This is a genomic window from Enterobacter sp. fkY84-1, from assembly GCF_052974705.1.
Map to the genome: position 1 here is coordinate 3,391,153 of NZ_CP169393.1, position 15,259 is coordinate 3,406,411.

15 protein-coding genes are annotated in these 15,259 nt (G+C 56.2%); 6 read left to right on the plus strand and 9 right to left on the minus strand.

Going from position 1 to position 15,259, the window contains the following annotated elements:
- The first annotated feature begins 82 nt into the window (after window positions 1–82).
- Entirely contained in the window at window positions 83–1,078 is a 996-nt protein-coding gene (locus ACEPLT_RS16190) for a bile acid:sodium symporter family protein (protein ID WP_232929049.1), read from the plus strand.
- Here ACEPLT_RS16190 and ACEPLT_RS16195 read toward each other — a convergent pair.
- The 3 genes from ACEPLT_RS16195 to zipA form a co-directional block, all read right to left on the minus strand.
- Window positions 1,075–1,290: a DUF3820 family protein gene (locus tag ACEPLT_RS16195; protein ID WP_003861328.1), complete on the minus strand. Its 216-nt coding sequence runs from the start codon at window positions 1,288–1,290 to the stop codon at window positions 1,075–1,077. The genes ACEPLT_RS16190 and ACEPLT_RS16195 overlap by 4 nt on opposite strands.
- Window position 1,291: 1 nt before the next feature.
- The gene (ligA, locus tag ACEPLT_RS16200) at window positions 1,292–3,307 is read right to left on the minus strand and encodes an NAD-dependent DNA ligase LigA (RefSeq protein WP_063616501.1); all 2,016 of its coding nucleotides are present in this window, start codon (window positions 3,305–3,307) and stop codon (window positions 1,292–1,294) included.
- A gap of 68 nt (window positions 3,308–3,375) precedes the next feature.
- Window positions 3,376–4,359 (minus strand): cell division protein ZipA, encoded by a 984-nt coding sequence (gene zipA, locus ACEPLT_RS16205; protein ID WP_021241791.1) that lies wholly within the window; start codon window positions 4,357–4,359, stop codon window positions 3,376–3,378.
- Window positions 4,360–4,589: 230 nt separating this feature from the next.
- Between zipA and cysZ the strand changes: the two genes are divergently transcribed.
- The 5 genes from cysZ (at window position 4,590) to crr (ending at window position 9,383) form a co-directional block, all read left to right on the plus strand.
- Window positions 4,590–5,351, plus strand: coding sequence for a sulfate transporter CysZ (cysZ, locus tag ACEPLT_RS16210; protein WP_063616503.1), 762 nt, complete (start codon window positions 4,590–4,592; stop codon window positions 5,349–5,351).
- Window positions 5,352–5,514: 163 nt separating this feature from the next.
- Window positions 5,515–6,486, plus strand: a complete 972-nt coding sequence (gene cysK / locus ACEPLT_RS16215) for a cysteine synthase A (RefSeq protein ID WP_008501603.1) — start codon at window positions 5,515–5,517, stop codon at window positions 6,484–6,486.
- A gap of 317 nt (window positions 6,487–6,803) precedes the next feature.
- On the plus strand, window positions 6,804–7,061 hold the full coding sequence (gene ptsH, locus ACEPLT_RS16220; protein WP_000487600.1) for a phosphocarrier protein Hpr: 258 nt from the start codon (window positions 6,804–6,806) through the stop codon (window positions 7,059–7,061).
- Between the two features lie 44 nt (window positions 7,062–7,105).
- Entirely contained in the window at window positions 7,106–8,833 is a 1,728-nt protein-coding gene (gene ptsI, locus ACEPLT_RS16225) for a phosphoenolpyruvate-protein phosphotransferase PtsI (protein WP_008501604.1), read from the plus strand.
- Between the two features lie 40 nt (window positions 8,834–8,873).
- On the plus strand, window positions 8,874–9,383 hold the full coding sequence (crr, locus tag ACEPLT_RS16230; RefSeq protein WP_003861316.1) for a PTS glucose transporter subunit IIA: 510 nt from the start codon (window positions 8,874–8,876) through the stop codon (window positions 9,381–9,383).
- A 44-nt stretch (window positions 9,384–9,427) separates the two neighbouring features.
- Here the strand turns inward: crr and pdxK are convergent, their stop codons facing one another.
- From pdxK to ACEPLT_RS16260, 6 genes are all read right to left on the minus strand, one after another.
- Window positions 9,428–10,264, minus strand: coding sequence for a pyridoxine/pyridoxal/pyridoxamine kinase (gene pdxK / locus ACEPLT_RS16235; protein WP_008501605.1), 837 nt, complete (start codon window positions 10,262–10,264; stop codon window positions 9,428–9,430).
- Between the two features lie 5 nt (window positions 10,265–10,269).
- The gene (cysM, locus tag ACEPLT_RS16240; RefSeq protein WP_063616505.1) at window positions 10,270–11,181 is read right to left on the minus strand and encodes a cysteine synthase CysM; all 912 of its coding nucleotides are present in this window, start codon (window positions 11,179–11,181) and stop codon (window positions 10,270–10,272) included.
- 118 nt (window positions 11,182–11,299) lie between these two features.
- Window positions 11,300–12,394, minus strand: coding sequence for a sulfate/thiosulfate ABC transporter ATP-binding protein CysA (gene cysA, locus ACEPLT_RS16245; protein ID WP_008501607.1), 1,095 nt, complete (start codon window positions 12,392–12,394; stop codon window positions 11,300–11,302).
- Window positions 12,384–13,259, minus strand: a complete 876-nt coding sequence (cysW, locus tag ACEPLT_RS16250; RefSeq protein ID WP_008501608.1) for a sulfate/thiosulfate ABC transporter permease CysW — start codon at window positions 13,257–13,259, stop codon at window positions 12,384–12,386. The genes cysA and cysW overlap by 11 nt, the downstream gene beginning before the upstream one ends.
- On the minus strand, window positions 13,259–14,092 hold the full coding sequence (gene cysT / locus ACEPLT_RS16255; protein ID WP_008501609.1) for a sulfate/thiosulfate ABC transporter permease CysT: 834 nt from the start codon (window positions 14,090–14,092) through the stop codon (window positions 13,259–13,261). Before cysT ends, cysW begins: the two co-directional genes overlap by 1 nt.
- Entirely contained in the window at window positions 14,092–15,105 is a 1,014-nt protein-coding gene (locus tag ACEPLT_RS16260; RefSeq protein ID WP_008501610.1) for a sulfate ABC transporter substrate-binding protein, read from the minus strand. The genes cysT and ACEPLT_RS16260 overlap by 1 nt, the downstream gene beginning before the upstream one ends.
- Window positions 15,106–15,259 lie beyond the last annotated feature (154 nt).

Here is a 15,259-nt window from a genome sequence, read left to right on the forward strand (position 1 = left end):
ATTCATGAATGGATGCAATAAATCAATTTTATTTCTCAAATGGAAAAAAGCACAATAGCGACATCTGTTTTCAGGAGTCATTATGAAACTATTTCGTATTGTTGATCCGTTTACGCTCACCCTGGTCGTTACCGTTTTACTGGCCTCGTTCTTTCCCGCTCGCGGCGGGTTCGTTCCGTTCTTTGAAGGGCTGACGACGGCCGCCATTGCACTGCTGTTTTTTATGCACGGCGCGAAGCTGTCCCGTGAAGCGATTATCGCAGGGGGGGGCCACTGGCGGCTGCATCTCTGGGTGATGTGCAGCACGTTCATTCTCTTCCCGATCCTCGGCGTGCTGTTTGCCTGGTGGGCACCGGTTAACGTCGACCCGGCGCTTTATACCGGTTTTCTGTATCTCTGTATTCTGCCGGCTACCGTGCAATCCGCCATTGCCTTTACCTCTCTGGCGGGAGGGAACGTTGCGGCCGCCGTCTGCTCGGCATCGGCATCCAGCCTGCTGGGGATTTTCGTCTCCCCGCTGCTGGTGGGCCTGCTGATGAACATGCACGGCGCGGAAGGTAACCTTGAGCAAGTCGGCAAAATCTGTTTGCAGCTGCTGCTGCCGTTTGTGCTGGGGCATCTCTCGCGTCCGTGGACGGGCGCATTTGTGGCAAAGCACAAGAAATGGATTTCAAAAACCGACCAGTCGTCGATCCTGCTGGTGGTCTATTCCGCCTTCAGCGAAGCGGTCGTGAACGGGATCTGGCATAAGGTGGGCGCTGGTTCGCTGCTCTTTATCGTGGTGTTCAGCCTCATCCTGCTGGCAATTGTCATTGCAGTAAACGTCTTTGTGGCACGCAAGTGCGGCTTCAACAAAGCGGATGAAATTACGATTGTGTTCTGCGGTTCGAAGAAGAGCCTGGCAAACGGTATCCCGATGGCCAACATTCTGTTCCCGACCTCGGTGATTGGAATGATGGTACTGCCGCTAATGATTTTCCATCAGATCCAGCTGATGGTCTGCGCGGTGCTGGCGCGTCGCTACAAGCGCCAGACGGAAAAACTGACGCAGGAAGGGACCCGCGCCGCGAAGGCTTAAGGACGTTTCAGGGGCTGCACCAGCTGGGTCAGCCCCTCGGTTTTGATCAGTAACGTGATAGCCATCAGCTCGCCCAGTCGCCCTGCCGGGAATTCATCCTTACGGGCAAACCACAGCAGATACTCCTCCGGCAAATCAATCAGCCTGCGGCCCTTGTATTTACCGAACGGCATCTCCGTATTGGCGATCTCAACGAGCTGCTCTTTCTCCACGTTACTCTCCTAACAGACGCATCATTTCCGCTTCGTCGATAACCTCAATGCCGAGCTCCTGGGCTTTCGCCAGCTTCGAACCGGCGGCCTCCCCGGCGATCACCAGGTCGGTTTTCTTCGACACGCTGCCCGCCACTTTGGCTCCCAGCGCCACCAGACGTGCCTTTGCATCATCACGGGATAGCTGGCTCAGGCTGCCGGTCAGCACTACCGTTTTACCGGCGAACGGGCTGTCGATCTCTTCGGCGTTGACGACGACCGGCGCAGGCCATTTGATGCCCTCTGCCAGCAGTTGGCCGATGACCTCGCGGTTGCTCTCTTCAGCAAAGAAGTTAAAGACGTGCGTGGCAACGACGATGCCGACATCCGGGACTTTCTGCAGTTCGTCGATGCTCGCGTTTTCCAGCGCCTCCAGCGTACCAAAGTACGCCGCCAGCCCTGCTGCCGTCGCTTCACCCACTTCACGAATGCCGAGCGCATAAAGGAAACGGGCGAAGGTGGTCTCTTTAGCCGCTTCCAGGGCGTTAACCACGTTCTGGGCTGACTTTGGCCCCATGCGATCCAGACCGGTTAGTTTACCTGCGGTCAGCCTGAAGAGATCCGCTGGCGTGTGGACGTACTCTTTCTCAACCAGCTGATCGATAATCTTGTCGCCCATGCCGTCAACGTCCATTGCGCGACGGGAGACGAAGTGCTTTAGCGACTCTTTACGCTGCGCGCCACAGATTAAGCCGCCCGTACAGCGCGCCACCGCTTCACCTTCTACGCGCTCAACGTCCGAGCCGCACACCGGACAATGGGTCGGGAAGACAACTTCGCGCGTATCGTCAGGACGCTCTGACTCAACGACGTTAACCACCTGCGGGATCACGTCTCCCGCGCGGCGAATTACCACTTTGTCACCGATACGCAGACCAAGGCGTTCGATCTCATCGGCATTATGCAGCGTGGCATTACTCACCAGCACACCCGCCACCTGCACGGGCTCCAGACGGGCGACCGGCGTAATCGCCCCCGTACGACCTACCTGGAACTCCACGTCACGCACAAAGGTCATCTGTTCCTGGGCCGGAAACTTAAACGCCACCGCCCAGCGCGGCGCGCGCGCCACAAAGCCCAGCTGCTCCTGCAGCGCCAGCGAGTTCACCTTGATGACCACGCCATCAATATCAAAGCCGAGCGTCGGACGGTCCGCTTCCACCTTGTGGTAGAACGCCAGCACCGCTTCCGGCGAGTTGCAGAGCTGAACGCGGTTGCTCACCGGCAGGCCCCACGCCTTAAACTGCAGCAGACGCCCGAGATGGGTATCCGGCAGCTCGCCGCCCTCCAGAATACCGACGCCGTAGCAGAAGAACGTAAGCGGTCGCTTCGCGGTGATGCGCGGATCAAGCTGGCGCAGCGAGCCCGCCGCCGCGTTACGCGGGTTAGCAAACACCTTACCGCCGGTGCGACGTGCCTCTTCGTTAATTTTCTCGAAGCCCGCCTGGGGCAGAAACACCTCGCCGCGCACTTCCAGACGTGCAGGAATATTGTCACCCTGCAGCTTCAGCGGGATCGCGCGGATGGTACGCACGTTGGTAGTGATGTCTTCGCCCGTCGTACCGTCGCCACGCGTCGCGGCACGCACCAGCACGCCGTTTTCATAGAGAAGACTGACCGCCAGGCCATCCAGCTTCAGTTCGCAGCACCAGGTGAGAGCGTCGCTGCTTTTCAGGCGATCCTGCACGCGCTTGTTAAACGCGAGAAAGCTCTCTTCATCGAAGACGTTATCCAGCGAAAGCATCGGTACTTCATGACGCACCTGGCTGAAAGCGCCCAGCGGCTCAGCGCCGACGCGCTGGGTGGGGGAATCCGGTGTAATGAGTTCAGGATGCTGCGCCTCTAATTCGCGCAGCTCGCGCATCAGACGGTCATACTCCGCATCCGGGACTTCCGGCGCGTCCATAACATGATAGAGATATTCATGATGGCGAAGCGTGGTTCGCAGTTCAGTGAGTTGTTGTTCGATTGAGTCCATATCACACCATCAATGAGAAAAACCCCCGACATGCGGGGGTTGAGGAGGAGTTGAAGATAACGCGTCGGTTACGCGTTGGCTTCCTTAACTTCGCGGATGCGGTCCTGATACTCACGCAGCTTCTGCGGGGTCATCATGCGACGCTGATCGTCGAGCACCACACCACCCACTTCGTCAGCGATGTGCTGAGCGGATTGCAGCATCAGCTTAAAGTTTTGCAGTTCGTCGCCGTAGGACGGCACCTGCATAAAGATAGTGACACCCGGCGTCACGAAATCGCCCGTCATTTCTGGGTCGAATGTGCCAGGGTTAACCATATTGGCCAGGCTAAATAGCGCCGGGCCGCTACCGTCCGGGCTCAGGTGACGATGGAAGATATTCATATCACCAAACTTGAAGCCGGCCTGTTGAATACTGTTCAGCAGTACGTCACCGTTCAGATGGCTGCCGTGATGGGCGGCCACGTTCATGATGATCACCGCTTCTTTACGCTGCGGTTTTTCAACAACCGGCTCTGGCTCTACAACGGGCTCAGGCTCAACGTGCGGGGCCGGAGCGGGCTGCGGCGCAGGTTGAACATGAACAGGCTGCTGCGGTTGATGTACCGGTTGCGCAGGCTGCTGTTGCACAGGCTGCTGCACGGGTTGCTGTTGAACCGGCTGTGGCGCAGCAGGCTGCTGATACACAGGCTGTTGCGGCGGCTGGCGCACCGGTTCTTCCACAGGCTGCGGCGCTGGCTGGCGCGGCTGTGCAGAAGCATACGGCGGTTGATACTGGTGCTGCGAAGGACGAGGTGCTTCATGCTCCCCATGGCCTACGCCGGGCGCAGTATTGACCCGATGAACACGAACTTCACCCACGCCGTCATCGTCGCTTCCATCGATGTCATCTTCACTGTCATCGTCGTCACGACTGGACTTCATGCGCTTCAGTGGGCGATCGCGAAACATCGAGGAACGCTCTTTACGGCTGGTCCAGAAACCATGTACCAGTAAAGCGATTATGGCGATCGCGCCAACAATGATTAATATCAGACGCAAATCCTGCATCATTATATTCTCTGTTGTTCTAACACCTTGCCACCACGGCAAACATTTACTCACTAAGAGTATTTGCCGTTTACGTCAAGTGCAAGTGTGTGCAGAGCATTCACAGCATAAAGATGAAGGAAATCGTGCTTTTTGCTGGTTTTTCGAACATTTCCGAACTGGTCATTGGTCCGTAAGTGGATAATATAGGCGGGCAATTCCACTGGTTGTGTAAAAAGGAGTACAGCCTGGCTATGGTTTCAACATCTTCTTCTCCCCCGCGCAGCGGCGTCTGGTATTTTTCTCAGGGCTGGAAACTGGTCTCTCTGCCGGGTATTCGACGCTTCGTCATTCTGCCGCTGTTGATCAACATTATTCTGATGGGCGGCGCGTTCTGGTGGCTGTTCACAAAACTGGAAAGCTGGATCCCATCGCTGATGAGCTACGTGCCGGACTGGCTGCAATGGCTTAACTACCTGCTCTGGCCGGTGGCGGTGATCTCCGTTTTGCTGGTATTTGGCTACTTCTTCTCGACGATTGCCAACTGGATAGCCGCGCCGTTTAACGGTTTGCTGGCGGAACAGCTGGAAGCGCGCCTTACCGGCGCAACACCGCCGGACACGGGCATCCTGGGGATCATGAAAGACCTCCCTCGCATTATGAAGCGTGAATGGCAGAAGTTTGCCTGGTACCTGCCCCGCGCGGTTGTGCTGCTTATCCTCTATTTTGTGCCCGGCATTGGCCAGACGGTGGCACCGGTGCTGTGGTTCCTGTTCAGCGCCTGGATGCTGGCCATCCAGTACTGCGACTATCCGTTCGATAACCACAAGGTGCCGTTTAAAGAGATGCGCACCGCCCTGCGCAGCCAGAAGATCGCCAATATGCAGTTTGGCGCGCTGATCAGCCTGTTCACTATGATTCCGTTCCTGAATCTGTTCATCATGCCGGTTGCCGTTTGCGGCGCGACCGCCATGTGGGTCGACTGCTACCGTGCTAAGCACGCGTTATGGAAATAATGCAAAAATGTGTAAAGCAGGGGTGGCTTATGCCGCCCCTTATTCCATACTGATCCCCATTATTTCCTTGCAGTATATAGATATGCGAATTCCTTACTTCCCCCTACCTGCTTAGCAGGTATGCTGGGTCGGTATCCCAATTTCATACAGTTAAGGACAGGCCATGAGTAAGATTTATGAAGACAACTCGCTGACTATCGGTCATACGCCCCTGGTTCGACTGAACCGTATCGGTAATGGACGCATCCTGGCGAAGGTCGAATCACGTAACCCGAGCTTCAGCGTAAAATGCCGTATCGGTGCAAACATGATTTGGGATGCTGAAAAACGTGGCGTACTGAAGCCGGGCGTTGAGCTGGTGGAACCGACCAGCGGCAATACCGGGATCGCTCTGGCCTATGTTGCTGCCGCGCGCGGCTACAAGCTGACGCTGACCATGCCTGAAACCATGAGCATCGAGCGTCGTAAGCTGCTTAAAGCGCTGGGCGCGAACCTGGTGCTGACCGAAGGCGCGAAGGGCATGAAGGGTGCCATTCAGAAAGCCGAAGAGATTGTGGCCAGCGATCCGGCGAAATACCTGCTGCTGCAGCAGTTCAGCAACCCGGCTAACCCGGAAATTCACGAGAAGACCACCGGCCCGGAAATCTGGGAAGATACCGACGGCCAGGTTGACGTCTTTATCTCCGGCGTAGGTACCGGCGGCACGCTGACCGGCGTGTCACGCTATATTAAAGGCACCAAAGGTAAAAAAGAGCTGATCACCGTTGCCGTTGAGCCGACTGATTCACCGGTTATCACCCAGGCCCTGGCGGGGGAAGAGCTCAAACCCGGCCCGCACAAAATTCAGGGGATTGGCGCAGGCTTCATTCCGGGCAACCTGGATCTGAAGCTGATTGATAAAGTGGTCACTATCACGAACGAAGAAGCCATCTCTACCGCGCGTCGCCTGATGGATGAAGAAGGCATTCTGGCAGGTATCTCTTCCGGTGCGGCCGTTGCGGCAGCGCTTAAACTTCAGGAAGATGAGGCCTTTACCAATAAGAATATTGTGGTTATCCTTCCTTCCTCGGGTGAGCGTTACTTGAGCACCGCACTGTTTGCCGATCTGTTCACTGAAAAAGAGCTGCAACAGTAGTGCCACTATGTTAATAACGCGTAAAAAAGCACCTTTTCAGGTGCTTTTTTGTGGCCTGCTTCAAACTTTTGCCCCTCCTGGCATTGCTTCACCCCGTTGGGTCTGGTATTTAAACCAGCAATTATTTTGATGCGTGAAATTAATCAGCGAACGAAATAGCCTTGCTGAATCGATTTTATGATTTGGTTCAAGTCTTGCTTTCGCTGCATAATGTTTAATGACGATCGAAACGTCAGCGCTAACAATACAGGCTAAAGTTCAGTCGCCAGGCTAGACTTTAGTTCCACAACACTAAACCTATAAGTTGGGGAAATACAATGTTCCAGCAAGAAGTTACCATTACCGCTCCGAACGGTCTGCACACCCGCCCTGCTGCTCAGTTTGTTAAAGAAGCGAAAGGCTTCACTTCTGAAATCACTGTGACTTCCAACGGCAAAAGCGCCAGCGCAAAAAGCCTGTTCAAACTGCAGACTCTGGGCCTGACTCAGGGCACCGTAGTCACCATCTCTGCGGAAGGTGAAGACGAGCAGAAAGCAGTTGAGCATCTGGTAAAACTGATGGCTGAGCTCGAGTAAGTTTCCGGGTTCTTTTAAATATCAGTCACAAGTAAGGTAGGGTTATGATTTCAGGCATTTTAGCATCCCCGGGTATCGCTTTCGGCAAAGCACTGCTGCTGAAAGAAGACGAGATCGTCATCGACCGGAAAAAAATTTCTGCCGACAAGGTTGATCAGGAAGTTGAACGTTTTCTGAGCGGTCGTGCCAAGGCATCTGCGCAACTGGAAGCAATCAAAACTAAAGCTGGCGAAACTTTCGGTGAAGAAAAAGAAGCCATCTTCGAAGGGCACATCATGCTGCTCGAAGATGAGGAGCTGGAGCAGGAAATCATAGCCCTGATTAAAGATAAAGGCATGACGGCCGACGCGGCTGCGCATGAAGTTATCGAAGGTCAGGCAACTGCCCTGGAAGAACTGGATGATGAATACCTGAAAGAGCGTGCGGCTGACGTACGTGACATCGGTAAGCGCCTGCTGCGCAACATCCTGGGTCTGGCCATTATCGACCTGAGCGCGATTCAGGATGAAGTGATCCTGGTTGCCGCTGACCTCACCCCATCTGAAACCGCACAGCTGAACCTGAAAAAGGTCCTCGGTTTCATCACCGATGCGGGCGGCCGTACCTCCCACACCTCTATCATGGCGCGTTCTCTGGAACTGCCTGCCATCGTGGGTACCGGAAGCGTCACCTCTCAGGTGAAAAACGGCGATTATCTGATTCTGGATGCCGTAAACAATCTGGTTTACGTCAACCCAACTAACGAAGAGATCGAAAAACTGCGCGCGGTTCAGGAGCAGGTTGCGACTGAAAAAGCGGAACTCGCTAAGCTGAAAGACCTGCCAGCCATCACTCTGGACGGCCATCAGGTAGAAGTGTGCGCAAACATCGGTACCGTCCGCGACGTTGATGGCGCTGAGCGCAACGGTGCGGAAGGTGTTGGTCTCTATCGTACAGAATTCCTGTTCATGGACCGCGACGCGCTGCCAACGGAAGAAGAGCAGTTTGCTGCGTATAAAGCCGTTGCTGAAGCCTGTGGCTCTCAGGCGGTTATCGTCCGTACCATGGACATCGGTGGCGACAAAGAGCTGCCGTACATGAACTTCCCGAAAGAAGAGAACCCGTTCCTGGGCTGGCGTGCCGTGCGTATTGCGATGGATCGTAAAGAGATCCTGCGTGACCAGGTTCGCGCAATCCTGCGTGCCTCCGCGTTCGGTAAGCTGCGCATCATGTTCCCAATGATCATCTCTGTTGAAGAAGTGCGTGCACTGAAGAAAGAGATCGAAATCTACAAGCAGGAACTGCGCGACGAAGGTAAAGCATTTGACGAGTCAATCGAGATCGGCGTGATGGTGGAAACACCTGCGGCGGCGACCATTGCGCGTCATTTAGCCAAAGAAGTTGATTTCTTTAGTATCGGCACCAATGATTTAACGCAGTACACCCTGGCAGTTGACCGTGGTAATGATATGATTTCACATCTCTACCAGCCAATGTCACCGTCCGTACTGAACTTGATCAAGCAAGTTATTGATGCTTCTCATGCAGAAGGTAAATGGACTGGCATGTGTGGTGAGCTTGCAGGCGACGAACGTGCTACACTTCTGTTGCTGGGTATGGGTCTGGACGAATTCTCTATGAGCGCCATTTCCATCCCGCGCATTAAGAAGATTATCCGTAACACGAACTTCGAAGATGCGAAGGTGTTAGCAGAGCAGGCTCTTGCTCAACCGACAACGGACGAGTTAATGACGCTGGTTAACAAGTTCATTGAAGAAAAAACAATCTGCTAATCCACGAGATGCGGCCCAAATTACTGCTTAGGAGAAGATCATGGGTTTGTTCGATAAACTGAAATCTCTGGTTTCTGATGATAAGAAAGACTCCGGAACTATTGAGATTGTTGCTCCGCTCTCCGGCGAGATCGTCAACATCGAAGACGTGCCGGATGTAGTGTTTGCTGAGAAAATCGTTGGTGATGGCATTGCTATCAAACCAACTGGCAACAAAATGGTTGCTCCAGTTGACGGCACCATCGGTAAAATTTTTGAAACCAACCATGCGTTCTCTATCGAATCTGATAGCGGTATCGAACTGTTCGTTCACTTCGGTATCGACACCGTTGAACTGAAAGGCGAAGGCTTCAAACGTATCGCGGAAGAAGGCCAGCGTGTGAAAGTTGGCGACCCGGTGATTGAATTCGATCTGCCACTGCTGGAAGAAAAAGCCAAGTCTACCCTGACACCGGTTGTTATCTCCAACATGGACGAAATCAAAGAACTGATCAAACTGTCTGGCAGCGTCACCGTGGGTGAAACCCCGGTTATCCGCATCAAGAAGTAATTCTTGCCGCACAGAAAAATGGCGCCTTCGGGCGCCATTTTTGTTTATGCCGGGAGGATAAGCTCGTCGTAGCCTTTCGACTGGGTATACAGCATGACGTCAGTCACCCGATCGCCGGCCATGCGAATGGCATCGGCAACGGTTTTCCCCTCAACAATGCCGCTCACCAGCTCTGAACAGAACAGGTCGCCCGTCCCTTTCAGATCGGTCTCTACGCGCGGATGCGCGCTGACGGTGACGCCCTCGCGTGAGACCAGCACCACGTGGATGTTTTGCGGATCGTCGGCAACCGGCGCACTGGTGATCGCCACCCATTTCAGGCTGTCTGAGAGCAGTCCCTGTGCCGCCGCGATGGCGCTTTCCGGCGTGCGGCACGGCTTGCCGCTTAACACTTCCAGCTCGTAGACATTGGGCGTGATCCCCTGCGCCAGCGGCAGCAGGTGCTCCCGATACGCTTCGGGGATCTCAGGCTTCACGTACATCCCGCTGTCGATATCGCCGATAACCGGATCGACCAGTACCAGCAGGTCAGGATGCTGCGCTTTGACCGCCTTCAGCCACTGCGCCAGCAGGACGATCTGGCTGGCGCTGCCCATATAGCCGGTGGTGACCGCCTTAAGCTCGCGCAGGATCTCTCGCTCTTCCAGCGCCTTAAGGTAGCCGCTGAACCACTCATCGGGGATCACGCCGCCGTAGAAGGTGTCATAGTGTGGCGTGTTGCTGAACAGTACCGTCGGTACGGCGGTGACGTTCAGCCTGTGGGTACGAATATTCGGTACCGCAATGCTGTTCCCCACGCTGCCGTACACCACCTGCGACTGCACCGCGACAATATCGGTTTGCTGCGCCCGGGTATTATCCCGGAATAGAATCATCTCCATGACGCTTAAATCCCCGCCCCCTGCGAATAACTCTCTTCTCCAAAGACGCCGGTAGAGAGATAGCGATCGCCGCGATCGCAAATAATCGCCACCACTACTGCACCCGGGTTTGCCTGCGCCACCCGAATCGCACCCGCTACCGCGCCGCCCGAGCTGACGCCACAGAAGATACCTTCGCGCACGGCCAGCTCACGCATGGTATTTTCCGCCTCGCGCTGGTGAAGATCCAGCACCTGGTCCACAAGCTGTGCATTAAAAATGCCCGGCATATACTCCGCAGGCCAGCGGCGAATGCCCGGAATGCTGCTCCCCTCTTCCGGCTGCAGGCCAACGACGGTGACGGTTTTCGCCTGCTCGCGCAGAAAACGGGATACGCCGGTAATGGTTCCCGTGGTGCCCATGCTGGAGACAAAATGGGTAATGCGCCCGTCGGTTTGCTGCCAGATTTCCGGGCCGGTGGTGGTGTAGTGCGCGTAAGGGTTGTCCGGGTTGTTAAACTGATCGAGCAGTTTACCTTCGCCGCGCTCGGCCATTTCTAACGCCAGGTCGCGCGCGCCTTCCATCCCCTGCTCTTTGGTCACCAGAATCAGCTCGGCTCCGTAGGCACGCATCGCGGCGCGACGCTCTTGACTCATATTGTCCGGCATCAGCAGCTTCATGCGATAGCCTTTCAGCGCCGCAATCATCGCCAGGGCGATACCGGTGTTGCCGCTGGTGGCTTCAATCAGCACGTCGCCCGGCTTAATCTCGCCGCGCTTTTCAGCCTGGACGATCATCGACAGTGCGGCCCGATCTTTCACCGACCCCGCCGGGTTATTGCCTTCGAGTTTGACCCAGATTTCGCTGCCGTTATCCGGCCCCATGCGCTGAAGTTTGACCAGAGGGGTATTGCCGATGGTATGTTCGAGTGTTTTCACGATTTTTACTCAATAAAAAAGCCGGGTTGCGCGCAGCGATCCCGGCCTACAAGACGCAGTTTTAGCTGTAGGCCCGGTCAGCGCAGCGCCACCGGGCGATAAACATCCTAATAACCTATCAGGCTGACTCCGCCAGAGCAATATCCTCGCGCGTCTCGATGCGTTCCTTGCCGTGATAAATACGGGCATGCTGAAGACCGACAAACAGGCGCTCTCCCCGATGCGGCGGGACGTCGTCGCGCATGACCACGGTCAGCGGCTCGGTATACCAGCCCAGCGGCTGAACCACCAGTTGGGTGTAGTGCCCTTTAGGGCTCGCTTCCAGCACCTGTACCGGCAGCGGTGAGTCCAGACTGGTTCGACGGCTCACGTCCACTTCCCACGGACGCAGGAACAGATCGACCGGGCCCTGGTGCGCGGAGGTATAGCCCAGCGGCCAGCGGTGCGCGCCAACGTGGAACTGACCGCCGCGAATGGTGCCCTGCAGGCGGTTCACCTCGCCCATAAACTCCAGCACGAAGCGGGTCGCCGGTTCACGCCAGAGCTGCTCCGGCTCGTCAACCTGCTCAATGTTGCCCTGACTCATGACCACCACGCGATCCGCGACTTCCATCGCCTCTTCCTGGTCGTGGGTCACGAAGACGCTGGTGAATTTCAGCTCTTCATGAAGCTGACGCAGCCAGCGGCGCAGCTCTTTACGCACCTGCGCATCCAGCGCGCCGAAGGGTTCGTCCAGCAGCAGAATTTGCGGCTCAACGGCCAGCGCGCGCGCCAGCGCCACGCGCTGTTTCTGCCCGCCGGACAGCTGGGCCGGGAAACGGTCCGCCAGATGCGCCAGCTGCACCATCTCCAGCAGTTTGGTCACTTTCGCCTTTATGGTTGCCGCATCCGGGCGCTCACGACGCGGCAGCACGGTCAGGCCAAACGCAATGTTGTCGAACACGGTCATGTGGCGGAACAGCGCGTAATGCTGAAACACAAAGCCCACCTTACGATCGCGGGCGTGCAGGCGGCTCACGTCGGTGCCGTGGAAGCGGATGTGCCCGCTGGTCTGGTGCTCAAGCCCGGCGATAATGCGCAACAGCGTGGTTTTGCCCGAGCCAGACGGCCCCAGCAGCGCCACCATTTGTCCGGAAGGGATATCCAGCGAGATATCATTCAGCACCTGGGTGCGACCAAAAGACTTCTTAATATTGGCAATCTCAATGCTCATGATTTCCCTCCTGATGCTGACGTTTTTCCTGATTTTCTAAACGCCACTGCACCACACTCTTCAAAAACAGGGTCAAAATCGCCATCAGCGTCAGCAACGCTGCGGCAGTAAAGGCGCCGATGGTGTTGTAGTCCTGCTGCAGGAGTTCAATCTGCAGCGGCAGCGACAGGGTTTCACCCCGAATGGAGCCAGAGACGACGGAAACGGCACCGAATTCACCAATCGCGCGGGCATTGGTCAGCACCACGCCATAAAGCAGCGCCCAGCGGATGTTCGGCAGGGTCACGCGGCGGAACATCTGCCAACCGGAAGCCCCCAGCAGCACCGCCGCTTCGTCTTCGTTGCTCCCCTGGCTTAACATCACCGGCACCAGCTCGCGCACCACAAACGGACAGGTCACGAAGATGGTGACCAGCACCATGCCCGGCCAGGCGAACATGATCTGCAGGTTATGCGCATCCAGCCAGCCGCCCAGCGGGCCGTTGGAGCCATAAAAGAGCAGGTATACCAGGCCCGCCACCACCGGCGACACGGCAAACGGAATATCCAGCAGGGTTAGCAGCAGCTGACGTCCCGGGAAATTAAAGCGCGTCACCAGCCACGCCAGCAGGGTACCGAACACCAGGTTCACCGGAACGGTGATCAGGGCAATCAGCACGGTCAGCCAGATGGCGTGCAGCATATCCGGGTTCGCCAGGTTTTCCAGCGCGGGCATCAGGCCCTTGCTGAACGCCTGAACGAAGATATAAATCGTCGGCACGACGAGAATGAGGGCGGAAACCAGCACGCCCGCCCCAATCAGAAACCATTTACCCCAGTTGATGCGGGGCGCATCGTATCGCTTCAATTGCGTAACTTCCGCCATCAGTGACCTACCACACGTCGACCAAAGCGACTTTGCAGAGTGTTAATCGAGTACAGCAGCAGCAGCGATGCCGCGAGGATCACCGAAGCGATCGCGCTCGCCGCCGGATAATCAAACTCCTGCAGGCGAATGAAAATCATCAGCGAGGTCACTTCAGTTTTCCAGGCGATGTTCCCGGCGATAAATATCACCGCACCGAACTCGCCGAGGCTGCGGGTAAACGACAGCGCGACGCCCGCCATCAGCGCCGGAGACAGCTCCGGCAGCACCACTTTGCGGAAGCTCTGCCAGCGCGTGGCGCCCAGCGTTTCCGCCGCTTCTTCGTATTCCGGACCTAACTCTTCCAGCACCGGCTGCACGGTACGCACCACAAACGGGATGCTGGTAAAGGCCATCGCCACCGCGATACCAAGCCAGGTGTAGGTCACCTTGATGTCAAATTTCGCCAGCCACTCGCCGTACAGCCCGTTCACGGAGAAGAGCGACGCGAGGGTTAAGCCCGCGACCGCCGTCGGCAGCGCAAACGGCAGATCCATCAGGGCGTCAAGCAGCGTGCGGCCCGGGAAGCGATAGCGGGTCAAAATCCACGCCATCAGCAGGCCAAACACGCCGTTAAAAATGGAGGCGACAAACGCCGACAGCAGCGTCACCTTATAGGCCGCCACCACCTGCGGGTTGGTGATCACGTCCCAGTACTGCGCCCAGCTCATCTGCGCAAGCTGCATCACCAGCGCGCTGAGCGGCAACAGCAGAATCAGGCAGACGAACAGCAGGCTGGTTCCGAGGCTTAGGGTAAAGCCCGGCAGCACGCGTTTGGTCGAGACTGCAAACATTACTTATGCCCCGCCGCCAGCAGTTTGTCTAACTCACCGCCGCTGGCAAAATGCGTTTTCATCACATCTGGCCAGGAGCCGAAATGGTCTTCCACGCGGAACAGCGCGGTCTGCGGGAACTTATCTTTCAGCTTGTTCATCACGTCCGGATTGTTTACGCGGTAGTAGTAATCGGTAATGATGGCCTGCGCCTGAGGGCTGTACAGGTAGTTGAGATAGGCTTTTGCCGCTTTCTCGGTACCGTTCGCCTGCACGTTTTTATCCACCCATGCGACCGGGAATTCGGCCAGAATGTTGGTTTTCGGGATAACCACCTCAAAGCCCTGCGCTTCATACTGCTTGCGGATGTTGTTCACTTCCGACTCAAAGCTGATCAGCACATCGCCCAGGCCGCGCTCTGCGAAGGTCGTGGTCGCTCCGCGGCCGCCGGTATCAAACACTTCGACGTTTTTCAGGAACTGGGTCATGAACTGCTCGGTTTTGGCTTTATCGTTACCGTCAGCCTTGTCCGCCGCGCCCCACGCCGCTAAATAGGTGTAACGCGCGTTACCGGAGGTTTTTGGGTTCGGGAAAATCAGCTTCACGTCGGAACGCACCAGATCGCTCCAGTCGTGGATATTCTTCGGATTGCCCTTGCGCACCAGGAAACCCATGGTGGAGTAGAACGGCGAGCTATTGTTCGGCAGACGGCTCTGCCAGTCCGCCGGGATGAGCTTGCCTTTGTCGTGCAGGATCTGCACGTCAGTCACCTGGTTGTAGGTCACGACGTCCGCTTTCAGTCCCTGAAGAATGGCCAGCGCCTGCTTGGACGACCCGGCGTGGGACTGCTTGATGGTCAGCTTATCGCCGTTATTGTCTTTCGCCCACTGCTGTTCGAACGGGGGATTAAGGGCGGCAAACAGCTCGCGGGAGACGTCATACGAACTGTTCAACAGTTCAGTCGCCTGCGCCTGTGCCACCAGCAGTAAACCTGCCAGCGCCAGAGTTCCTTTTTTCAGTACAGTAACGGCCATTGCGCACCCTTATAAATGTGATGACTATCTTATAGTCATAATATTTATAACGGTGATGAAAGGAGTAACGGTTTTATATACCGTTTGGTGATTTAGAAGCAGAAAAGGGAATAAGAGGCGCGGGGAAAATTGCCGGGTGGCGCTAACGCTTACC

Bases quoted from the DNA above. Each gene is read 5' to 3' on its own strand.
- pdxK (WP_008501605.1), bottom strand. From the start codon at position 10,264: ATGGAGATGATTCTATTCCGGGATAATACCCGGGCGCAGCAAACCGAT.
- cysW (WP_008501608.1), bottom strand. From the start codon at position 13,259: ATGGCGGAAGTTACGCAATTGAAGCGATACGATGCGCCCCGCATCAAC.
- crr (WP_003861316.1), top strand. From the start codon at position 8,874: ATGGGTTTGTTCGATAAACTGAAATCTCTGGTTTCTGATGATAAGAAA.
- ACEPLT_RS16190 (WP_232929049.1), top strand. From the start codon at position 83: ATGAAACTATTTCGTATTGTTGATCCGTTTACGCTCACCCTGGTCGTT.
- ligA (WP_063616501.1), bottom strand. From the start codon at position 3,307: ATGGACTCAATCGAACAACAACTCACTGAACTGCGAACCACGCTTCGC.
- ptsI (WP_008501604.1), top strand. From the start codon at position 7,106: ATGATTTCAGGCATTTTAGCATCCCCGGGTATCGCTTTCGGCAAAGCA.
- cysZ (WP_063616503.1), top strand. From the start codon at position 4,590: ATGGTTTCAACATCTTCTTCTCCCCCGCGCAGCGGCGTCTGGTATTTT.
- zipA (WP_021241791.1), bottom strand. From the start codon at position 4,359: ATGATGCAGGATTTGCGTCTGATATTAATCATTGTTGGCGCGATCGCC.
- cysA (WP_008501607.1), bottom strand. From the start codon at position 12,394: ATGAGCATTGAGATTGCCAATATTAAGAAGTCTTTTGGTCGCACCCAG.
- cysT (WP_008501609.1), bottom strand. From the start codon at position 14,092: ATGTTTGCAGTCTCGACCAAACGCGTGCTGCCGGGCTTTACCCTAAGC.
- ACEPLT_RS16260 (WP_008501610.1), bottom strand. From the start codon at position 15,105: ATGGCCGTTACTGTACTGAAAAAAGGAACTCTGGCGCTGGCAGGTTTA.
- ptsH (WP_000487600.1), top strand. From the start codon at position 6,804: ATGTTCCAGCAAGAAGTTACCATTACCGCTCCGAACGGTCTGCACACC.
- cysK (WP_008501603.1), top strand. From the start codon at position 5,515: ATGAGTAAGATTTATGAAGACAACTCGCTGACTATCGGTCATACGCCC.